Source organism: Rhodococcus sp. HNM0563 (assembly GCF_012726195.1).
GTDB lineage: Bacteria > Actinomycetota > Actinomycetes > Mycobacteriales > Mycobacteriaceae > Rhodococcus.
Map to the genome: position 1 here is coordinate 529,997 of NZ_JAASAF010000002.1, position 18,072 is coordinate 548,068.

At 65.8% G+C, this 18,072-nt stretch carries 17 protein-coding genes; 8 read left to right on the plus strand and 9 right to left on the minus strand.

Annotated features, from left to right (window positions below; genetic code table 11):
* Window positions 1-64: 64 nt before the first annotated feature.
* Both epsC and cysK read right to left on the minus strand, forming a co-directional pair.
* Window positions 65-643 (minus strand): serine O-acetyltransferase EpsC, encoded by a 579-nt coding sequence (epsC, locus tag HCA61_RS06190; protein WP_169687275.1) that lies wholly within the window; start codon window positions 641-643, stop codon window positions 65-67.
* Window positions 644-651: 8 nt separating this feature from the next.
* Window positions 652-1,587, minus strand: a complete 936-nt coding sequence (gene cysK / locus HCA61_RS06195; protein ID WP_169687276.1) for a cysteine synthase A — start codon at window positions 1,585-1,587, stop codon at window positions 652-654.
* Window positions 1,588-1,717: 130 nt separating this feature from the next.
* Between cysK and HCA61_RS06200 the strand changes: the two genes are divergently transcribed.
* Entirely contained in the window at window positions 1,718-2,194 is a 477-nt protein-coding gene (locus tag HCA61_RS06200) for a VOC family protein (RefSeq protein ID WP_169687277.1), read from the plus strand.
* 87 nt (window positions 2,195-2,281) lie between these two features.
* Here the strand turns inward: HCA61_RS06200 and HCA61_RS06205 are convergent, their stop codons facing one another.
* The 4 genes from HCA61_RS06205 to HCA61_RS06220 all read right to left on the minus strand — a co-directional run bounded on the left by HCA61_RS06205 (window position 2,282) and on the right by HCA61_RS06220 (window position 6,793).
* A complete protein-coding gene (locus tag HCA61_RS06205) occupies window positions 2,282-4,114 on the minus strand; it encodes a phosphoenolpyruvate carboxykinase (GTP) (protein ID WP_169687278.1) in 1,833 nt (610 codons plus the stop codon).
* A 272-nt stretch (window positions 4,115-4,386) separates the two neighbouring features.
* Window positions 4,387-4,737: a DUF6802 family protein gene (locus tag HCA61_RS06210; RefSeq protein WP_169687279.1), complete on the minus strand. Its 351-nt coding sequence runs from the start codon at window positions 4,735-4,737 to the stop codon at window positions 4,387-4,389.
* A gap of 41 nt (window positions 4,738-4,778) precedes the next feature.
* The gene (locus HCA61_RS06215; RefSeq protein ID WP_169687280.1) at window positions 4,779-6,164 is read right to left on the minus strand and encodes a hypothetical protein; all 1,386 of its coding nucleotides are present in this window, start codon (window positions 6,162-6,164) and stop codon (window positions 4,779-4,781) included.
* A complete protein-coding gene (locus HCA61_RS06220) occupies window positions 6,161-6,793 on the minus strand; it encodes a hypothetical protein (protein WP_169687281.1) in 633 nt (210 codons plus the stop codon). The genes HCA61_RS06215 and HCA61_RS06220 overlap by 4 nt, the downstream gene beginning before the upstream one ends.
* A gap of 113 nt (window positions 6,794-6,906) precedes the next feature.
* On the opposite strand from HCA61_RS06220, the gene trmB reads away from it, so the two are divergent.
* Genes trmB through HCA61_RS06235 form a run of 3 tightly spaced genes read left to right on the plus strand, consistent with a single transcriptional unit; the run spans window position 6,907 to window position 11,558 of the window.
* Window positions 6,907-7,689 carry a tRNA (guanosine(46)-N7)-methyltransferase TrmB gene (gene trmB, locus HCA61_RS06225; RefSeq protein ID WP_206039750.1) on the plus strand — a complete coding sequence of 261 codons (783 nt, stop codon included), beginning with the start codon at window positions 6,907-6,909 and terminating at the stop codon, window positions 7,687-7,689.
* Window positions 7,686-8,378 (plus strand): NYN domain-containing protein, encoded by a 693-nt coding sequence (locus HCA61_RS06230; RefSeq protein ID WP_169687283.1) that lies wholly within the window; start codon window positions 7,686-7,688, stop codon window positions 8,376-8,378. The genes trmB and HCA61_RS06230 overlap by 4 nt, the downstream gene beginning before the upstream one ends.
* Window positions 8,379-8,387: 9 nt before the next feature.
* The gene (locus tag HCA61_RS06235; protein ID WP_169687284.1) at window positions 8,388-11,558 is read left to right on the plus strand and encodes an MMPL family transporter; all 3,171 of its coding nucleotides are present in this window, start codon (window positions 8,388-8,390) and stop codon (window positions 11,556-11,558) included.
* Window positions 11,559-11,565: 7 nt separating this feature from the next.
* On the opposite strand, the gene HCA61_RS06240 is transcribed toward HCA61_RS06235, so the two are convergent.
* The 3 genes from HCA61_RS06240 to HCA61_RS06250 form a co-directional block, all read right to left on the minus strand.
* The gene (locus HCA61_RS06240; RefSeq protein ID WP_169687285.1) at window positions 11,566-12,216 is read right to left on the minus strand and encodes a DUF1707 domain-containing protein; all 651 of its coding nucleotides are present in this window, start codon (window positions 12,214-12,216) and stop codon (window positions 11,566-11,568) included.
* 80 nt (window positions 12,217-12,296) lie between these two features.
* Window positions 12,297-12,938, minus strand: a complete 642-nt coding sequence (locus HCA61_RS06245) for a response regulator transcription factor (protein WP_240958970.1) — start codon at window positions 12,936-12,938, stop codon at window positions 12,297-12,299.
* Complete coding sequence (locus HCA61_RS06250; protein WP_169687286.1) at window positions 12,931-14,100, minus strand: DUF5931 domain-containing protein; 1,170 nt, start codon at window positions 14,098-14,100, stop codon at window positions 12,931-12,933. The genes HCA61_RS06245 and HCA61_RS06250 overlap by 8 nt, the downstream gene beginning before the upstream one ends.
* A gap of 170 nt (window positions 14,101-14,270) precedes the next feature.
* Between HCA61_RS06250 and HCA61_RS06255 the strand changes: the two genes are divergently transcribed.
* The 4 genes from HCA61_RS06255 (at window position 14,271) to HCA61_RS06270 (ending at window position 17,947) form a co-directional block, all read left to right on the plus strand.
* A complete protein-coding gene (locus tag HCA61_RS06255) occupies window positions 14,271-15,746 on the plus strand; it encodes an adenylate/guanylate cyclase domain-containing protein (RefSeq protein ID WP_169687471.1) in 1,476 nt (491 codons plus the stop codon).
* A gap of 39 nt (window positions 15,747-15,785) precedes the next feature.
* Window positions 15,786-16,865: a YbhN family protein gene (locus HCA61_RS06260; RefSeq protein ID WP_308198776.1), complete on the plus strand. Its 1,080-nt coding sequence runs from the start codon at window positions 15,786-15,788 to the stop codon at window positions 16,863-16,865.
* 103 nt (window positions 16,866-16,968) lie between these two features.
* On the plus strand, window positions 16,969-17,523 hold the full coding sequence (locus HCA61_RS06265) for a YceI family protein (RefSeq protein ID WP_169687287.1): 555 nt from the start codon (window positions 16,969-16,971) through the stop codon (window positions 17,521-17,523).
* A 43-nt stretch (window positions 17,524-17,566) separates the two neighbouring features.
* Window positions 17,567-17,947, plus strand: a complete 381-nt coding sequence (locus HCA61_RS06270; protein ID WP_169687288.1) for a DUF3054 domain-containing protein — start codon at window positions 17,567-17,569, stop codon at window positions 17,945-17,947.
* Window positions 17,948-18,072 lie beyond the last annotated feature (125 nt).

Genomic DNA, 18,072 nt, shown 5'->3' on the forward strand with positions numbered 1-18,072 from the left:
CAACAGCCCCCTCGATGCCGTTCGGCGACACAGTTTTTGCGGGCCGAACCAGGGTGCTGCATCTTCAGATGTACATCGCCGGATCGATGTAGGTGGTCGGATCCACCAGCGGCTCATGCTTCTTCCGCGACCGCACAGTCGCGGGGATACCCGTGGCGATCGAGTCGGCCGGGACATCTCGTGTGACGACCGCATTCGCGCCGATCGCACTGTCGGCGCCGATCACGACCGGCCCGAGAATCTTTGCTCCCGCACCGACGGTGACGCGATCACCGAGCGTCGGATGCCGCTTCTCCTTCGCGAGCGACCGGCCACCGAGCGTCACACCGTGATACAGCATGACGTCGTCACCGATCTCCGCTGTTTCACCGATGACCACGCCCATGCCGTGGTCGATGAAGAAACGCCGGCCGATCGTCGCCCCGGGATGGATCTCGATTCCGGTGAGGAACCGAGTGAACTGCGAGAGGACCCGCGCCGGCCCCTTCAATGCGGGTACCAGCCACATCCGGTGCGCGACACGGTGCGACCAGATCGCGTGCAGACCGGAGTACACGACCGCGTTCTCCACATCGCTGCGCGCGGCGGGATCGTTGCCGCGCGCAGCCTGCAGGTCCTCACGGAGAGTACGGAGAATGCTCACAGCGACGGTCAGTCCCGGATGTGCTCGAAGAGCGGCGTCGAGATGTAACGCTCGCCGAAGTCGGGCACGACCACGACGATCAGCTTGCCTGCGTTCTCGGGGCGCTTTGCGACCTCGAGAGCGGCCCACACGTTCGCTCCGGCCGACACGCCGCCGAGGATTCCCTCGTCGGTGCCGAGCGCACGACCCGTCTTCACGGCGTCGTCGAACTGGACGTCGATGATCTCGTCGTAGATCTCCCGGTCGAGGACCTCGGGAACGAAGTTGGCGCCGAGCCCCTGGATCTTGTGCGGGCCGGGGTTGCCGCCCGTGAGGATCGGCGAATCGGCGGGCTCGACACCGATGATCTTCACACCCGGCTTGCGTGCCTTGAGGTTGCGGCCGACACCGGTGAGTGTGCCACCCGTGCCGATGCCTGCGACGAAGATGTCGATCTCGCCGGCGGTGTCGTTCCAGACCTCTTCGCCGGTGGTGTCGTGGTGGATCTGCGGGTTGGCCGGGTTCGCGAACTGGCTCGCCGACACCGCGTTCTCGGTCGACTCGACGATTTCCTTCGCCTTCGCGACTGCACCGGCCATACCCTCGGAACCCGGAGTAAGGACGATCTCGGCACCGTAGGCACGGAGCATGACACGACGCTCGGTCGACATCGTCTCGGGCATCGTCAGGATCACCTTGTAGCCGCGGGCTGCGCCGACCATGGCGAGCGCGATGCCGGTGTTGCCGGAGGTGCCCTCGACGATCGTGCCGCCGGGCTTCAGCTCACCGGACTTCTCGGCGGCGTCGATGATCGCCACGCCGATGCGGTCCTTGACGCTGTTGGCCGGGTTGTAGAACTCGAGCTTGGCAGCGACGGTTGCGCCGAGGCCCTCGGTCAGCCGATTGAGCTTGACGATCGGGGTACGACCGACGAGCTCGGTGACATTGTTGTAGATCCCGCTCATAGCTGATCCTCTCCCGGCCACCAGGGACCGGCTGTGGTGTGCGATATACCTATTGCATCATGTTGCCCACGACGCACCATGTCGGGTTCCTTCAATACAGGTGCCGCCCTCAGGTCCAACACTGGGCAGCATGACGAATTCCGTGAATCCCATTCCCGACGGTTACACCGCATTGACACCGTTCCTCGTCGTGGACGGCGGGGCGAAAGCGATCGAGTTCTACACCGACGCGTTCGGCGCGAAACTCGTCGACCGCCAGGACGGCCCCGACGGAGCTGTCATGCATGCCGAACTCGATTTCGGCCACGGCCGCATGCAGCTGAGCGACCCGCATCCGTCGATGGGGCTGCACGCCCCCGATGGCACGAACAACGTCAACCATTCGTACGTGCTGTACTGCGCGGATGTCGATGCGACGTTCGCTCGCGCGGTGTCGCTGGGTGCACAGGTCTTCGAGGAACCGTCGACGTTCGTCACCGGCGATCGCTTCGCTTCCCTCCTCGATCCGTTCGGGCATCGCTGGGCCGTCATGACGCGCGTCGAGGATGTTCCGCCGGAGGAGGCGAAACGTCGACTCGATGAGTGGGTGGCTACACAGAACGCCTGAACACGCCGATCTCCGCAGACACCGAATGCCCCGTGCTGGTCAGTTCAACTGACCTACACGGGGCATTCGGCTACAGGCGGGTCGGACTCAGCCGAGGCGCTGCTTCAGTGCCTCGAACTCGTCGCGGATGCCGGAGGGCACCTTCTCACCGAGGAACTCGAACCACTCGGCGATGCCGTCGATCTCGGCCTTCCACTCGTCGACGTCGACCTTCAGGGCCTCGTCGACGTCCGCGGCGTCGACGTCCAGGCCGTCGAGGGTCAGGTCGGCTGCGGTCGGTACGTAGCCGATGGCCGTGGACTGTGCGTCTGCCTTGTGCTCGATGCGGTCGACGATCCACTTCAGCACGCGGGAGTTCTCGCCGAAGCCGGGCCACAGGAAGCGGCCGTCGTCGCCACGGCGGAACCAGTTGACGTAGAAGATCTTCGGGAGCTTGGACTCATCGGCATTCTTGCCGAGATTGATCCAGTGGTTGAGGTAGTCGCCGGCGTTGTAACCGAGGAACGGCAGCATCGCCATCGGGTCGCGGCGAACATTGCCGACCTTGCCTTCGGCTGCGGCGGTCTGCTCGGACGACAGCGTCGAACCGAGGAAGGTGCCGTGCTGCCAGTCGAACGACTCGCTGACCAGCGGGACCGTCGTCTTACGACGTCCACCGAACAGAATCGCGGAGATCGGCACACCCTGCGGGTCGTCCCACTCGGGGGCGAGGATCGGGCACTGCGACATCGGCGTGCAGTAACGCGAGTTCGGGTGAGCAGCCTTCGTGTCGGACTCGGGAGTCCAGTCGTTGCCGAGCCAGTCGGTCAGGTGAGCGGGCTTGTCGCCACCGATGCCCTCCCACCACACATCACCGTCGTCGGTCTTGGCGACGTTGGTGTAGATGGTGTTGCCTGCCTCGATGGTGTGCATCGCGTTCGGGTTCGAATCGGCACTGGTGCCCGGGGCGACACCGAAGAAACCGAACTCCGGGTTCACGGCGTAGAGTCGGCCGTCCTCACCGAACCGCATCCATGCGATGTCGTCACCGAGGGTCTCGGCGCGCCAGCCCGGGATGGTCGGCTGGATCATCGCGAGGTTGGTCTTACCGCACGCCGACGGGAATGCCGCGGCGATGTAGTACGGCTTGTTCTCGGGCGAGATCAGCTTGAGGATGAGCATGTGCTCGGCGAGCCAGCCCTCGTCGTGGGCCATTGCCGAGGCGATACGCAGCGAGTAGCACTTCTTGCCGAGCAGTGCATTGCCGCCGTAACCGGAACCGTAGCTCCAGATCTCCCGGGTCTCGGGGAAGTGAGTGATGTACTTCGTGTCGTTGCACGGCCACGCGACGTCCTGCTGACCGGCTTCGAGCGGCGCGCCCACCGAATGCAGGGCCTTGACGAAGGGACGGTCGGTGCCCAGCTTCTCGAGGGCAGCGGCACCCATGCGGGTCATGATGCGCATGGAGACGACGACGTACTCGGAATCGGTGAGCTCGACACCGAGCTTCGGATCGTCGGCGCCGAGGGGGCCCATGCAGAACGGCACCACGAAGAGGGTGCGTCCGCGCATGCTGCCGCGGTACAGGTCGGTCATGGTGGCGCGCATCTCGTCGGGCGCCATCCAGTTGTTGGTCGGGCCCGCGTCGATCTCGTTCTCGCTGCAGATGTAGGTGCGGGATTCGACGCGCGCGACGTCCGACGGGTCGGAGTTCGCGAGGAACGAGTTCGGCTTCTTCTCGTCGTTCAGACGAGTGAAAGTGCCGGATTCGACGAGCTGGGCAGTCAGCCGATCCCATTCCTCGTCGGATCCGTCGGCCCACACGACGCGATCGGGCTGAGTGAGCTCGGCAACCTCCTGGACCCACGCAAGCAGCTCGGCATGCTGGGTCGGGAGCTTGTCGTCGGTCCCGTTCAAGCCGGGAATGGTTGCTGAGGTCATCAAACTCTCCTGGGGTGTGCCCGGAACCGGGTCTGCCCCGACCTGCATGGTTATGCTTGATCAGAGGCGAACCCGGGCCTTCCCCTCTCGGCAGGGGTACCACCCGCTTCGTCCGTGGCCGTACGGAGGACGCGGGCGCCGGATGTCCTATTCATAGAGGTTAACGCCGGACGTCGGACCGGGAACAATCGGGGCCGGTCGGAAATGTCACAGAAACGATTCAGAGACGTGGAGACTACCTCCGTCCTTCCTGTTCGTACAGGCGATACGGCTCACTTACCTTCCGGAATGTGGCATTCGTCTCTGCCTAGAGTACCCGCATCGATCCGGACCCAATCCGGTGCGCCGTCCGCAGTTCGCCGGAACTCCCACACACCGTATTCTCCATCGTCGGCGACGGCTGTGAGCCGGTCGGTGGAACCGTCCAGATTGCTGTCGGTGGCAACGACCAGGGCACCGTGGCCGTTGTCGAAGGCGACGGTGTCGCGGAGCCCGTCCCCGTCGAGGTCGGTCGTGGCGCCGACGGAGTCCGCCCACGCTGCGGTGCTCGCTGGGTCGAACACGTCGAAACCGCCGAGGCCGTGGTCGTCGAACCCGCCTGTGCCGAGAAATGTGTCGGCCATGCCTGCCCCCTGAGATCTTGTTGTGCGTTGTTCGGTCTCTCCTACGCCGTCCCTCTGATTGGACGCACCGCAGCCGACAACGGTTCCACCTGCCTCAACATCGCCAGGTCCCGCTCACAGGCCGCGATGCGGGCGCGCTGTTCACCGAGGCGTCGACGAATCCGGTCGTCGATTGCTGCGACCTGCTCGCGCAATTCGGTGGCGCGTGCGAGCTCCCGCGCGGCGGTGTCGCGCGCGTGCTTCGATTCGGCGTCGAGGGCCATCGCCCGGATCCACGCCTCGAGGTCCACGCGAAGCGAGGTCAGTTCGTCGACGACCCACCGTCGCATCAGCTCGCGGTGCGCCAACTGTCTGCGCAGACGAACGAGCCACCACGCGGCTGCTGCCCCGCACACAACCGTCACCAGCACCGAGACCGCCACCGGTATCGCTCCGAGCAGGGTGGCCACCAGACGGCCGAGGCCCGCACCCGCAGAGGCCCCCAACACGAGCGCGAGGCGATCGTCGAGACGACGACCGGGGACCCGCGGGGCGGGAGCCGGTTCTGTATTCGGCAACTGCGACAGGATTCCCAGGCCGCGTTCGACCGCTACCGCGACCTCCCGTCGGATTCGCTGCGAATGCGTGTTCAGCAGGATCTCGACGCCACACGTATCGACCGAACCCTCGTCGAGGACGACGTGCAGTTCCGCCGATGCCTCCCGCACGCGCACCGCGAGGTCCCGCCTCAGTTCCGCTCGGACTCGATGGGAGTCCGGGCGATGTCCGGGGCCGATCCGTCGCGTCACGAGACGTTCGCGCTCGGCACGAAGATCAGCGGTGTCGTCGGCGGCCGAGAGCACAGCGATCTCCTCGACGATCATGCTGCTCGTCTGTGCGACCACCGCGGTGCGTGTCGACCGGCCCTGCACGGATGTCTTCGCCGCGGCGAGGAGCGCGTCGTGCACGCCCACCAGCCCCGATTCGAGCGCGAGCACCCGACCGACATCGCCTCCGAGCTTCCTGGCCCGGGCCGCTGCGACGACGGACACCGGAATCAGCACGACCCGCGTGAGCCTCGGCATGTGCCGATGCAACAGTTCGATGTCGCGCTCGCTGATCGCCCGCCATCGCGGATATCGGTCGATTCCGGTCAACGCGAACACCACGTCGGCCGCGTCACGCGCCGCTGCGTCGAGCACGGCGAGTTCTGTGCGGCCGAGAACCGAGGATGCATCGAGCACCATGAGCACCACGGGAGCATCCCCGTCCTCGACGTATTCGATGCCGCCGAGCTCTGCGAGTTCGGCGGTGAGCGTGGTGCGGCCCGAACCCGCGACCCCCGCGACCCGAACTACCGCAACACCGCGGTCCGGGACCGGAGATCGGTGCATCCGTGCCCAACCGCGCGGGTTCCAGCGACGTAGGACATCGTCGGCGCCGTTCACGGGACCGGAACATTCGACGTCGGAACGTCGGGCCCCGAAAACCCGGATAGCGACGATCCGGGCTCGGCAGGACTCTCGAGTGCAGCCTCGATGACGTCCCTTGCCTGCGGCGACGCCGCGATCCCCGCCACCGACGTCACGAAATCCTCGAACCGTCCGGAGTGAGCGCGGTCGAGTTGATCGAGTATCACCGCCTCCAGATTCGGGTCGTCCCGCGTGAACACGGATGCCCCGAGACCCCGGACCGGCGTGTCGCCCGCGACCACCACGATGACGCGCCGGGAATCGAGCGCTGCGAGGGCGCGACGGTCGGCGGGATGCACCGTGACCGGATCGAGCCTGGAGGGAAGCACATAGATCACCACATCGGCGTCGAGAACAGGATCGGGCGTTCCGGGAACGTCGATGACGGCGGATTCCGGGGAGGCGGGCAACCCGGCCAATGCTCGCTGCACATCTGCGCGTCCGACACCTGCGCGTCCCGCGACCTGGATCCGCAGCGGTGCGGTGCACCGGGCGAGCGCAGAATGCAGCGTGCGGCCGGCGTCCGGATCCAGCCGATCCACCTCGTCCGCGATCCGGCGCCACGGATCGGCCCCCGGATACCTCGTGCTCGATTCCCCCGTCATGATCCCCCCGATCGTCGCGAACGAATTGTGTCAGAGACCACGTTCCGACACTGCCCGAGCGCGCTGTCCGGGGTCCTCATCCTGAGAAAACCCTGTGGTCACACCGGTCACTCCTGCCACGCACTCTCCCGATACGTGACAATGGTCGGGTGAACCACTCCGATCAGGACACGACCGACACGCTCGACGAGCGGCAGTCCAGGGGCAACCGCCTGTACCCGCGGGTGACGAGTTTCCGCTCTCGCCGCGGATCTCTCACCGATCCGCAGCAGGACGCATGGGACCGCCGTTGGCCCGAACTCGGTCGCGATGTGGGCGATGACCAGCTCGACACCGACGCATGGTTCGGCCGTTCGGCCCCCCTGGTGCTCGAGATCGGTTCCGGCACCGGCACCGCTGCCGTCGCGATGGCACAGGCCGAACCCCACATCAACCTGATCGCCATCGAGGTCTACCGCCCGGGTATCGCGCAGACACTGCAGCGGATCGAGCGCACCGCAGACACCGACGCGCCGGTGTCCAATCTGCGGATCCTGCGTGGTGACGCCGTCGAGGTCCTCGAACACATGGTCGCGCCCGAATCGCTGACCGCCGTCCGGGTCTTCTTCCCGGACCCGTGGCCGAAGGCACGGCATCACAAGCGCCGGCTGCTGCAGCCCGGGACCTTCGCGCTCATCGCGAGTCGGTTGAAGCCGGGCGGAGTGTTGCATGTCGCAACCGACCACGCCGAATATGCGGAGTGGATCCTGGAAGCCGGTAACGCTGAACCCCAGCTCACAGATGTGACGTGGGAGTCCCCCGTCAGCCACGATCGTCCGGTCACGAAGTTCGAGGACAAGGCTCACCAGGTGGGCAGCCACATCGCCGAGATGATCTGGGGGAAGATCGGAGCATGAGCGTCCATGAAGAAGTGCCCGGTGCGACCGACACCGCCGTGATCGAGAGCACCGAGCGGCCCGGGCGCGTCCTGCTCGTGTGGGACGCACCGAACCTCGATATGGGCCTCGGGGCGATCCTCGGTGGCCGCCCGACTGCCGCGTACCGGCCGAGATTCGACGCGCTGGGCCGTTGGCTCCTCGGCCGCACGGCCGACCTGTCGCGTCACCGCGTGTCGCCGCTGGAGGCCGAGGCGACAGTCTTCACGAATATCGCACCCGGCAGCGCCGACGTCGTGCGTCCGTGGGTGGAAGCTCTGCGTAACGTGGGTTTCGCGGTGTTCGCGAAGCCCAAGATCGACGAGGACAGCGACGTCGACTCCGATATGCTCGAGCACATCGAGCTGCGGCGCGGCGAAGGCCTCGCCGGTGTGATGGTTGCATCCGCCGACGGGCAGGCTTTCCGGGAACCCCTCGAGGAACTTGCCGCAGCAGGCGTCGCAGTGCAGGTGCTCGGCTTCCGTGAGCATGCAAGCTGGGCGGTGACCTCGGAGATCCTCGACTTCGTCGATCTCGAGGACATCCCCGGCGTGTTCCGTGAGCCGCTGCCGCGAGTCAGCCTCGAAACGCTGCCGGACGAGGGTGCGTGGCTGCAGCCGTTCCGACCGCTTTCAGCCCTTCTTGCGGGGCGCAAGAGCGTCGCCGAATAGGAGATTTACGTGTTCGACCGTTGGGGAGAGCTCGTCGTCCGCGCTCGTTTCACCGTCATTGCGGTGATGGTCGCGGCGCTGCTCGGGCTCGCCGGGTACGGCCTGAGCCTGAACGACCATCTCAGTCAGAGCGGCTGGGACGACCCCGGCTCGGAGTCCGTCACGGCCGCGAAGCTGGCCGACGGCACATTCGGGCGAGACACCAACGGCGATGTTCTGGCACTCATCACCGCACCCGAGGGCAAGACCGTCGACGACCCCGAGTTCACGGCGACCGTCACCGCGGGCCTGAACTCGTGGCTCGCCGACAACCCCGACCAGATTCTCAAGATCAACGGTTCGTATTGGCGTACCGACAGCGCTCCGGCGCTGCCCGCTCTCGCCGACGATTCCAAACAGCACGGTGTGGCCTCCATCGCGATCGCCGGTGACAACGACACCGAAATTGCGAACAACTTCCGCGACGTCAAGGATTCGCTCCGGATCGAGGGCGTGGACGTCAAGCTCGCCGGACTCCAGCCGGTCACCAACGCGCTCAACGACACGATGGCCAACGACATCAAACGCATGGAGATCCTCGCGATCCCCGCGGTCGGTGTGCTGCTCTTCTTCGTGTTCGGTGGTGTGATCGCTGCGGCACTACCGCTGATCACCGGTGGCCTGACGGTTGTCGCTGCCAACGGCATCGTCCGTCTGATCACCAACTTCACCGAGGTCAACTCGTTCGTCGCACCCGTAGTGTCGTTGATCGGGCTCGGTCTGGCCATCGACTACGGCCTGTTCATGGTGTCGCGGTTCCGCGAAGAACTTGCCGAAGGCTACGAGACGGCCGCCGCGGTGCGCCGCACGGTGATCACGTCCGGTCGCACCGTCGTGTTCTCGGCGACGATGGTGATCACCAGCCTCGGTGGGCTCCTGCTGTTCCCGCAAGGCTTCCTCAAGTCCGTCGCCTACGGTGCGATCGCGACCGTGTCGCTGGCTGCGCTCACATCGGTGACGGTGCTCCCCGCCATCCTGGCGATCCTCGGCAGACGGATCGACAAATTCGGCATGAAGCGGTTCGGTCAGATCCAGTCGAACGAGCAGATCGAGAACAGCTTCATCGGTCGTCTGACCCGTTGGGTGATGCTCAACCCGATGAAGGTGACCATCCCCACGGTCATCGGTCTGCTGCTGCTCATCACTCCGCTGACCGGTATCAAATTCGGCGGCATCAACGAGACGTACCTTCCACCGGATCACCCGACACGGGCCGCGCAGGCGCAGTTCGACGAATTGTTCCCCGGCCAGCGAACCGAGCCGGTCAAGCTCGTGATCCGAGGCGCCGAGGGCGGCGACCTCAACAAGATCATCGAAACCGGTAGCGCTGCGCCGGGGCTGGTCGAGAAGTTCTCCATCGAAGGTCCCGCGAAGGACGGTGTCCGCGTCCTCAAAGCCGGGCTCGTCGACCGCAACATGACCTCCGACACGATCGACTACCTGCATTCCGCGTCGTGGCCCGACGGCGTCGAGGTCTATGTGGGTGGCACGCCTGCGATCGAGCAGGACTCGATCGCGGCACTGCTGGACACCTTGCCGCTGATGGTCGTCTTCGTCGTCGTACTGACGACACTGCTGATGTTCCTGGCATTCGGGTCGCTGGTGCTACCGATCAAGGCCGCGTTGATGAGTGCGCTCGGGCTCGGCTCGACCCTGGGCATCCTCACCTGGATATTCATCGACGGTCACGGTGCGAGCCTGCTGAATTTCACCCCCGGTCCCATCATGTCGCCGGTACTGGTGCTGATCATCGCGATCATCTACGGTCTCTCGACCGACTACGAGGTGTTTCTGCTCTCGCGCATGGTCGAAGCCAGATCGCAGGGAGCGAGCACCACCGAATCGATCCGTATCGGCACTTCCCACACCGGTCGCATCATCACGGCCGCAGCGCTGATCCTCATCGTCGTCACCGGAGCGTTCGCGTTCTCCGAGCTCGTGATGATGAAGTACATCTCGTACGGCATGATCGCGGCGCTGATCATCGACGCAACCGTGATCCGCATGTTCCTCGTTCCAGCGGTGATGAAACTGCTCGGCGACGACTGCTGGTGGGCGCCTGCATGGATGAAGCGGATCCAGGAGAAGGTCGGCCTCGCCGAGCCGATCCTGCCCGACGAGCTGATGCCCGAGGATGTTCCCGAGCTCATCACAGTCGGCATGTTCGGACCTTCCACGATCACGGCAACGGGATCGCACCGGTTCCCGAAGGGCATGTTCGGCGATGCCGGGGGCGAGAGCGACATGATGACGCAGCCGATGCCCACGATCGCCGCGCCACGCCCGGCGTCCGAGCAGCGACGGACACGCGACCTTCCTCCACCGCGCCGATCGCAGGGACGTCCGCCGGCCTCGCGCCAGCCGGGACAGCCCGGGCAGCCGGGGGGCCCGGCACCGCGCGGCGGCTCCGGACTTCCGCCTCGCCGAGGCGACCAGGTTTCCGCGCCGATCCGTCGTGACCGACCGGATCATCGGCCCGTTCCGCCCCACCAGGGTTCGCCGCCGCAGCAGGGTCCACTGCCGACTCGCGGAATGCCTGCGCCCGGCAACGCGAGCGGTCCGCTCCCCCGCCGCGGGACGGCAGGTCCGCAGCAGCCGGTTGCGCCACGGCAGCAGGGCCCGGCACAGCAGGCCGGGTCTCCGCAGCAGCAACCGCCCAGCTCAGCGATGCCGCCGCTGCCACGGAGACAGCGTGGATCGGTACCTCCGCCACTGCCCCGGACCGACGTGCGTCCCCAGCCGCCGACGGGCAACCCCGGCGACAACACCCAGGCTGCATCCGTGGGTCGCCCCGTCCCTGAGCAGGGGCAGGCTCCCCGGGCTCAGGCTCGTGATCCACAGGCCATCGAAAGCTGGCTTTCGCAGATGCGGAGGACTCCATCGACCTCCGACCGGGCACCCGGGTCCCAGCAACAGCGCGAAGGGCAGGGCCCGAACGACCCCGTCGCGAACGCGCCCGACAGGCCGGAATCACCCGAGCGCGACGACCATCGCCGACCGCCCGCAGACCGAGCTTCGAGCGGTCCCGAAGCAGAGAACCGAGCTTCGCGCGGTCCCGACACGCAGGGCCGGCGGCACCGCGAGGACGATGCCCAGACGATCAGTGTCAGTGAGCTGATCGCCCGGCAACGCCGCCAGTGAGAACTGGTCAGGTACCCCGGAGAAACTTGCGCAGTCGCGCACCCATCGGGTGCGCGACTGTCAGGCTTCCGGCACGCATTTTGCCTGTCACCACCAGGTGCAGCGGGCCGTACGGGGCGCCCGCGCCCACCTTCGAGGTCGCCGACGAGGCCATGGCCTCCAGTCCGTTGATGTCCGCTGTCGCCTCCATCGGAACGACGATGCTGATCGAACTGAGGTAGTCGCTGATCTCGATCCGCACGACCTGCGTCTGCATCACCGCCTCGGTGAAGTCCAGCGACACCGACGACGCCACGGTGTCGAGTTGCAGCACCGGCGGCACCTCCCAGCGACCCTTACGCGCGATCGTCGACATCCGGCCCTTGAGTACCGTCCCGGTGCCCGCGGGGTACATCGACGGAGTCACCGCGGCGACCTGGGGCTCGTACGCCCGAGCGGGCGGAAACTGCGGCTGCTGCTGGAGTTCCGGTCGCATCTGGATACCAGGCAGATCGACGAGTACCTGGTTCAGATCTCCACGGGTCTTCGCGGCGAGCACGGTGTCCATTCGTTCGGTGAATTCACCGAGTGACAGCATGCCCTGGCCGACTGCGCGCTGCAGCAGCTCACCCACGTGTTCACGTTCTGCGTCCGAGACTCTCAGATCCTTCGGGTCCATGCCGACCACTTTAGAGTCGTCCGAGCACCATGCAGGCTTCCGTGCACGACGCGAGGTTCAGAACACGCCGCTGCCCAGAATCAGTCCAGGCCCTGTTCGATTGCATACCTGGTCAGTTCCACCCGATTGGCCAGCTGCAGTTTGCGCAGCGTCGCCTGCACGTGATTCTCGACGGTGCGGTGACTCAGCACCAGGCGCGACGCGATCTGTTTCGCCGACATTCCCTTCGCGACGAGTCGTAGGACCTCGGTTTCGCGGTCGGTGAGGGTCGGCGCAGACGATTCACTCAGTTTCGACACCGACAGTTTCCGATACTCGCCGAGCACGAGCCCCGCCAGACCGGGGGTGAACACGGCCTGACCCGCAGCGGTCTTCACTACGGCTTCGACGAGTTCGACGGCGGACGCGCTCTTCACCAGATAACCGGACGCCCCTGCTTTCACCGCACCGAGCACATCGGCGCGTTCGGACGACGCCGACAACACAAGTACCCGCGACCGTGGCGACACCTCCAGCACGGCCCTGGTCGCATCCGTTCCGCTGCCGTCGGTCAACGACATGTCCATGAGCACGACATCCGGCTCGACCACGGCCCGCGTTCGAGCCGTTCGCATGCTGTCGGCCTCCGCCACCACGCGGAAACCGGCGTCCGTGAGATCGCGGGCCACGGCGGTGCGCCAGATGGGATGGTCGTCGACCACCATCACGGTGATCTCAGCCATGTGTTGCCTCCTTGGGCACGCGTATCTCCCACTCAGTGCCTTCGCCGGGTGCTGTCTCGAGCTCTGCTGTCCCGCCGAGCCACTGTGCCCGGCCGATGATCGATTTCGATACGCCGAGACGTCCCTGCACACAGGCTTCGGCCAGCCGTCCGGGGGCGATACCGACGCCGTCGTCACGGATGGAGAGGATTATCTCGTCGCCGAGGTCTTCGAGCAGCACGAACGCTCGTGCGTCGCGACCGGCATGATGCTCGACATTGTCGAGCGCGGTGGTCGCAAGCGCCACAAGTTCCCCGGCGCGTGGCCGCTCCATCACGATGGGATCCGCGGGCGCGGCCACGGTGACATCGCCGTCGACCCGCATTCGCAGCATCGCGGTCAGGTCGACATGTTGCCCACCCCGATCGACCTCGGTGTCCTGGTCGGAGATCAGGCGGCGCAATGCCTCCTCTTGTTCACCGGCCAGCCGGGCGAGCTCGGCACGGTCGATACCGACTCCGGAGTTCTCGCCGGTTCCTCGCTGTACGAGCGCGAGTACCTGCAGCACGCCGTCGTGAACCTGCCGGGCGAGCCTGTCGCGTTCCTCCGTCGCCGCGGCGATCCGCACCGCTTCCTCGAGCCGGCGGTGAGCGGTCCGGGCCGTCCTCATCGCGAATCCCATCGCGACACCGCAGGCGACCAGAACAGGCGCGGTCGCGTCGGACCACAGGTCGAGGTTGACCTGGTCGCGCACCACTGCGCTGACGGCGGCCATCACGATCGCCGAAGCGATTCCTGCGAGCGGGCCGGCGAAGAGTGCGGCCGAGATGACAGCGTTGGCGACCCACAACGTGGTCGGCATCGTCTGATGGTGGCTGTACCAGTCGTGATCGGAGATCAATCGGGTCGACGCCATCAGTGCGACGGCTGTGATCTGGTCGACGGCAACGACCACCCGACGCCCCCGAGGTCCGCGTGAGAGCAGTAGCGCCGAGGTCAGCGACCACGCCACGAGGACGCCGATGAGGAACCAGCTCAATGCCTCGTCGGTGTAGTTCGGGACGGTGGAGACGTGGGAGCTGACCGCGTAGACAACCGTTACCAGCCGGAACACCTGCGCAGCACGCCACAGCGGGGCGTCCGGGTCTGCCGTGCGTGAGAGCCCGGATATGGATCCCCCCATCTCCGCGCTCCTCGCCTTCGTCGTCGCTTTTGCGGTGAATCCAACCATTCGGTGGCCCCCAAGTGCGACCACAAGGTCATGTGACCGTCCACACAGTGGTTTGATTTGAAGTCGTGTTGAGGTCATATCGAGCAGTCGCAGCGACTTTGCGAAGTCGCTGGCCGCTCTACATGGTCTCGATGGGTGCTTCGAATCTGTTCGGCGCCATGCTGGTGTTCGCGTTCGTTCGTTACGGGCTGCCGATCGAGGAGTCGGAGAACATCATCGCGGACAGGGTCCGCAATTTTGCCGTCTTCGCCGTCTACCTGGGGTTCGCGGGGGTCGTGAGCCTGAGTGCGGCAGCGTTGATGCTGCGGTCCGTGGTGCGGTGGCAGTTGCGCGGGGGCCCGCCGACACGGTCGGAGCAGATGGCTGCCCTGCACGCACCGTTGCGGCAGGCGATCGTGCATCTCGCGCTGTGGCTGCTCGGTGGGGTGTTGTTCGTCTTCCTCACCGCTGAAGAGATGCCGTCGCTCGCGGTGACCGTCGCCGTCACCGTCGCGATGGCCGCGACAAGCACATTCGGTTTCACCTACATGCTCGGCGAGCGCATCCTGCGCCCGGTGGCCGCGCGGGCGCTGAGTGAAGGTCGTTTCGATCGGACCATGGCGCCCGGTGTCGGTACCCGTCTCGCAATGACGTGGGGGCTGGGCACCTTGATGCCGGTCGCCGGGATCGTGTTGCTGTGCGTCACCCAGTTGACCACCGACAACGAATTCGGCTCCGATGCGCTCGCATGGTCGGTACTGGCGTTGGCGGTGATGTCGATCGGGCTCGCGCTCGTCCTGTCGCTGCTGACCTCGTCGCAGATCTCCGATCCCATCAAGCAGCTTCGGTGGGCCATCGAGCGCGTCCAGCGCGGCGCCTCCGGGGTCCAGGTCGAGGTGTTCGACGGCAGTGAGATCGGTCGGCTGCAGGTGGGCTTCAACCGGATGATGTCCGAATCGGACGAGCGGCGACGGTTGCGGGAACTGTTCGGTCAGCACGTCGGCGAGGACGTCGCGCGCCGAGCCCTGCAGTACGGCACGGAGCTCGGTGGTGAGACGCGCTATGTCGCCGTGTTGTTCGTCGACATGGTGGGGTCGACGGCCACTGCCGCGGAGCGGCCCCCGAACGAGGTAGTGGAGTTGCTCAACGAATTCTTCCGTGTGGTCGTCGACGTCGTCGACAAGCACAACGGATTCGTGAACAAGTTCATGGGTGACGCCGCACTGGTGATCTTCGGTGCACCGCTGGACCGTCCCGACGCCCCTACCGCGGCGTTGGCGGCGGCACGCGAGTTGCGGTTCGCGCTCGACGAGATCACCGGGCTCGACATCGGTATCGGAGTCTCTGCCGGCCTGGCGGTCGCCGGGAACATCGGTGCGGCGGAGCGCTTCGAGTACACGGTGATCGGCGATCCGGTCAACGAGGCGTCGCGGCTGACCGAACTCGCGAAACTGCGCCCGAGCCGGGTGCTCGCCTCGTCCAGTGCGCTGTACTTCGCGGACGACGAGGAGCGCGGCCACTGGGAGTTGGGCGATGAGGTTCAGCTGCGCGGACGGGGGCGCATGACACAGCTGGCGTGGCCCGTTCGATCACCCGAACCGGCCTCTACCAACGGGTAACCATACAAGTGTTTCGACGGCGTTCGATACGCTGGCCGAGTGGCGCAGCCGCATGAAGACCGATCTGGCCCCGACGCTACACCGCGACGGGGCCGTTTCAGGTGGATCAAGTGGGTGTCCGCGATCGCACTGATCGCTCTCCTCGTCGTCGAGGGGATCTACCTGTGGCCATCGATGAGCGAATCCTGGCGAGCCCTGACGGAGATGCACTGGGGGTGGGCCGCGGCGGCGGTGGTCGCACAACTGCTGTCACTGAGCGCGTTCGCCGGACTCCTCCGCAAGGTGCTCCGTGCGGGCGGAGTCCGGGTGAGTCTGTCCCGGTCGACCTCGGTGGTCTACGGGAGTACCGCGATGGCAGTGACCCTCCCCGCAGGTCTCGTCTTCTCCACCGCTTTCACCTACCGGCAGACGCGCCGCTGGGGCGCAACACCGATGGTCGCATCCTGGCAGCTCGCGGTGTCGGGGGTCGTCTCCACCGCCGCACTTGCCGCTATGGGTGCCGTCGGCGCTTTCGCTGTCGGCTCGTCGATCAGTCCCGTCACGTTGCTCCTGTCGATCACTGCGGCCGGTGCGCTACTGATCGGGCTCCGGTATGTCGCGCAGAATCCGTCGTCGATCAAGACTTTCGTCACGTGGAATCTGGAGCGATTCAACCGCCTGATCAGGAGGTCGGCCGACGCCGGGATCGAGGCGTTCGAACGCGCCCTGTCCCAGCTCGAAGCGGTGCACCTCCGTCGACGGGACATGCTGGCCGCGGCGGCGTGGTCGGGTCTGAATCGCGTACTCGACATGATCTGTCTCGGATTCGCGTGCTGGGCGGTAGGCGGCACACCGTCGTTGGCCGGTCTGATCATCGCGTTCACCGCCGCGAAGGCGGTCGGCAGTGTCCCGCTTGCCCCTGCGGGTCTCGGATTCGTCGACGGCACGCTGATCGCCACCCTCACCGCAGCAGGATTGAGCGCATCTCAGTCTCTCGCCGCAGTGTTCGTCTATCGAGCGGTGAGCGTCGTCTTCGTTGCGGCGATCGGGTGGATCACCGTGGCGGTCCTGTACCGCGGTGTGAGCGCCGGGGCCGACATCGACCCCGTCGCCGAACGGACCGTTCTCCAGCCGGACTGATCTCCTTCGAGAAAGTAGTTGCGAACTCAACTAGATTGTGCCATCCTCAATATGTCAGCAGTTGAAGTTTCAACAAACGACCCGGACATCCAAGGAGCACCTCATGACCGCAAGCACCACCGTCTTCCCCGGCCTGACCGCAGGTACCTGGACCATCGACCCCGTCCACTCCAGCGTCGGTTTCTCGGTCCGCCACCTCATGGTCAGCAAGGTCCGCGGCACCTTCGAGAACTTCACCGGCACGATCGTGGTCGCCGAGGACGGAACTGCCAGCGCGAACGCCGAGATCCAGGTCGACTCGATCAACACCAAGAACGCCGACCGTGACGCGCACATCAAATCCGCCGACTTCTTCGACACCGCGAACCACCCCGTCGCGACGTTTGCCACCACGGGCGTGCGGGCCGAGAACGGCGACCTGATCCTCGCAGGCGACTTCACGCTGCACGGTGTCACCCGCCCGATCGAGCTGAAGCTCGAGTTCAACGGCGTGAACCCCGGCATGGGCCAGGGCGCTGTTGCCGGCTTCGAAGCCACCACCGTGATCAACCGCAAGGACTTCGGCATCAGCATCGAGATGCCCCTCGAAGGCGGCGGAGCAGTCGTCGGCGACAAGATCACCCTGAACATCGAGATCGAGGCCCTCGCTCAGGCCTGACACCGTCGGCTCGGCCCACGAGCGTCGGGGATACCCTGGACGGGTGAGAAAGTACGCACCCGCGCTGGTTCTCGACGTCATTCTGGTCATCGTCTTCGCCATAATCGGACGATCCAGCCATGACGAAGCACTCGACCTCGTGGGTCTGGCCGGAACGGCCTGGCCGTTCCTCGGTGGACTGACCATCGGGTGGTTCCTCACCGCATGGCTCTACCGCGACAAGTTCGACGCCTACGCCGCAGTCCCCACAGGATTGATTCTGTGGGTGAGCGCCCTCGTCGGCGGAATGCTGCTGCGAGCACTGACCGGCCAAGGCACCGCGACCGCATTCATCATCGTCGCGACACTGTCCCTCGGAGTCGTCCTCGTCGGATGGCGTGTGATCGCTCAGGTGGTGATCCGCCGCCGGATCACCACGCAATGAACTTCACGCCGGTGATCGACACGACGGGGTGATCGACACAGCGGTGATCGAAACAACGGGGTGATCACGCTTTCGATGATTTGAATCGCCCACACCATCCGCTCCTCGGTGCAACAGTGACACTC

Bases quoted from the DNA above. Each gene is read 5' to 3' on its own strand.
- HCA61_RS06250 (WP_169687286.1), bottom strand. From the start codon at position 14,100: ATGGGGGGATCCATATCCGGGCTCTCACGCACGGCAGACCCGGACGCC.
- HCA61_RS06245 (WP_240958970.1), bottom strand. From the start codon at position 12,938: ATGGCTGAGATCACCGTGATGGTGGTCGACGACCATCCCATCTGGCGC.
- HCA61_RS06210 (WP_169687279.1), bottom strand. From the start codon at position 4,737: ATGGCCGACACATTTCTCGGCACAGGCGGGTTCGACGACCACGGCCTC.
- HCA61_RS06220 (WP_169687281.1), bottom strand. From the start codon at position 6,793: ATGACGGGGGAATCGAGCACGAGGTATCCGGGGGCCGATCCGTGGCGC.
- HCA61_RS06265 (WP_169687287.1), top strand. From the start codon at position 16,969: ATGACCGCAAGCACCACCGTCTTCCCCGGCCTGACCGCAGGTACCTGG.
- cysK (WP_169687276.1), bottom strand. From the start codon at position 1,587: ATGAGCGGGATCTACAACAATGTCACCGAGCTCGTCGGTCGTACCCCG.
- HCA61_RS06255 (WP_169687471.1), top strand. From the start codon at position 14,271: ATGGTCTCGATGGGTGCTTCGAATCTGTTCGGCGCCATGCTGGTGTTC.
- HCA61_RS06205 (WP_169687278.1), bottom strand. From the start codon at position 4,114: ATGACCTCAGCAACCATTCCCGGCTTGAACGGGACCGACGACAAGCTC.
- HCA61_RS06200 (WP_169687277.1), top strand. From the start codon at position 1,718: ATGACGAATTCCGTGAATCCCATTCCCGACGGTTACACCGCATTGACA.
- HCA61_RS06240 (WP_169687285.1), bottom strand. From the start codon at position 12,216: ATGGACCCGAAGGATCTGAGAGTCTCGGACGCAGAACGTGAACACGTG.
- HCA61_RS06230 (WP_169687283.1), top strand. From the start codon at position 7,686: ATGAGCGTCCATGAAGAAGTGCCCGGTGCGACCGACACCGCCGTGATC.